The 2,595-nt window shown below is 46.3% G+C and carries 1 protein-coding gene and 1 pseudogene; both read left to right on the top strand.

Annotated elements, in window-relative coordinates:
- The first annotated feature begins 336 nt into the window (after positions 1–336).
- A complete protein-coding gene (locus F6K20_RS33475) occupies positions 337–1,008 on the top strand; it encodes a hypothetical protein (protein ID WP_008181696.1) in 672 nt (223 codons plus the stop codon).
- Between the two features lie 173 nt (positions 1,009–1,181).
- A pseudogene (locus tag F6K20_RS33470) lies at positions 1,182–2,595 on the top strand (hypothetical protein); the annotation flags it as partial.

Genomic DNA, 2,595 nt, shown 5'->3' with positions numbered 1-2,595 from the left:
CTTATGCGCCCGCAGCGTGGCCAAAGGCCACGCTGCGGGCGCATAAGCTGATAGCACCTCAAGTAGCACCATCTGTAGCGCATATGCTTACGAACCCCCTACTCGGTCAAGGCGAAATCCTTGGTGCAGATGATTAAAAGTCTTGGCTGTAAGCTAATGGTAATAGGTTTTAGGTATTTTGTCTGGTTAGTGATGGGGCTCAAGATGTTTGTCACACAACGGTTCCGGTTCACAGCAGCATCGGATTGATAAGATAAATGGCACGCTCCTTGAATTCAGGGCAAGCTAGTAATTGTTTATAGTTCATTGTTTATTGTGGAATAGGGTTTTATGGTCATGGATGGAATCAATCAAGCAGAAATGCGGGAAAGACTGGGAAACCTTGAGAAGATACGTGATATAATTATTGGCTCTAAGCTGCGAGAGTATGATACTCGCTTCACGAAGATAGAGTCTGACCTATCCATGTGGCAGCAGGAAATACGCGATCGCGTTGAGCAGATCAAAACGACTCTCTCAAAAGAAATAGCTGCTGGGGTAGATTCCCTCGAGAAAAAAATAAGTAATCTTAGTTTAACTGCAGCCGAAGAGAGGAATGAGATTCAGGAACGGGTGGAACTGTTGAACAAAAAGTTTTCTAAGAGTATTGAGGTGCTCGACGAGACAGTCTACAAGCAGTCCACCTCCCTAAAGAAGGCAGTTTCAGAAACTAAAGAACAGCATCAGCAAGATGTGATCAATCTCAGAAAGCAGATCTTGGCCGAGCTGGAAACTAAATTTGCACAGCTCAAAGATGCCAAAGCCTCGAAAGCAGATCTCGGAGACATGTTGTTAGAGTTGGGTTTGAGGCTCAAAGGGACTGAATTGGTTCCAGCACTCAAAGAAGCTAGTGATGGGTGGTCTGGATTACCACAGACCAAAGGTCATAATGGTACGGTCACCTCAGAAACTGCTACTAATGATGACGATCATCTCCAGTTAATCAAGCAAACTCAGACTTTGGAATAGACTTGGCACAGTCGAGCAATGGCAGCCACAAAAATTAACTGGATTTTCTCGCTAAGATTAGTTTTAAATCAAAGTGCGATCGCTTTTAGCGGAAGCTTCGCTTCATCGCGTAGCGGCTCTTTCAGAGCATCGCTAATTTTTGCAAAAGGTTAAATAGTAACGGATAGCCACCAGTGGCATTTTCAAACCAAAATCCGGCTGATGCCTCTCAGCCGGAAAATTCTAGATCAGAGTCAATTGAGGTCAATTCGAGCCGAGAAGGCGAGTTGAAGGATTTACTGAATTTACTCGTTGACCTCAAGATTATTGATCAGACGGTGCAACCTAGCCAACACCCTAAATCTGAGCAGCAAGGGATGACCTCTGATCAGGCAGACACTGTCCAAAAATATTCATTCCAAGACCTTGAGGTTCCAGCTATTGAACCTCAAACTGACCGTGGGAGTAGCAGCCTCCCGTCTAGGGTTCAGGAGAAAGAACCATTAGCTCAAGAAAGGGATCAACCCCAATCCTTCGGTGTCAAAGTTTTTCCCCATCAGAACCCATCACCACAGCTTCCTACACCAAAGGAGCATCTGCCGCAAATGCCTCAAAATTCCGAAGATCCAGTATTAGCTGAGAATTTAGTCCAATCCGAAGCCACAGAAACCAACCAAGACCTGCCATCACAGTCTGATCACGACACCTCCCAGGAATTAGACATCTTGGCTGAGATTTTGCAAGAACTGGTGATATCTCCAGAAATGGCAGAGTTTCGTGACCAGATAGAAACCCTAGCCCAGAGACAAGGCAGGCTTGAGCATCGGATTGATCAACCTCAAGAATTGATTAAGCTATTGCTACCAGTGATGGCTAAGCTGCTGGATCTCACGGTAGCTCAGTTCAGTACCTCGGTGACCGATTCCCTGACTCCCATCATTGATGAAGTCATTGACCACAGAACTCAACAGGATAAAGTGTGTGTGGGAGAAGCGATCGCTCCCGCAGTTCCAGTAGCTATTTCCTCCCGGATCATGGAGTGTCCAGAGGAAGTTGGGTTTGCGATCGCACCAGAAATGGCAGCAGCTATCCGGCAACAGATTATAATTGAGCCAGAGGCCATGGTAAATGCTCTGTATCCGGTCATTGGCAGTACCATTTCCACATACTTAGCAGAAGAAATCCGAGCTATCAATGAGAAGCTGGAAAATGCCCTCAGCGTTGAAGCAATTAAGCGCAAGATTCGCGCTAAGGTGCAGGGGGTTTCTGAAGCGGAACTGCTGTTTCGGGAGGTGATGCTGTTTCAGGCGCGAGCTATCTTTTTGATTCACAAAGACTCTGGTTTAGTGATTGCCGAGGTACAACCCTCTGACAGCCAGCATCTAGAGTCAGATATGGTAGCAGGAATGCTCACCGCTATCCGTAGCTTTGTCAATGACTGTATCGCTCAGTCTGGGGATGTGGCAGAAATCGATGCTATTGAATATGGTACATCCAAGATCATCCTGGAAGTAGAGGGATACTGCTACCTGGCCGTGGTAGTTCAAGGGGCACCCACCCAGCAGTTCATTAATCAGTTGCGGGAAAGCCTAAAAACTATTATTACCC

Source organism: Moorena sp. SIO2C4 (assembly GCF_010672485.1).
Lineage (GTDB): Bacteria > Cyanobacteriota > Cyanobacteriia > Cyanobacteriales > Coleofasciculaceae > Moorena > Moorena producens.
This window is presented reverse-complemented; position numbering and strand designations above follow the sequence as displayed.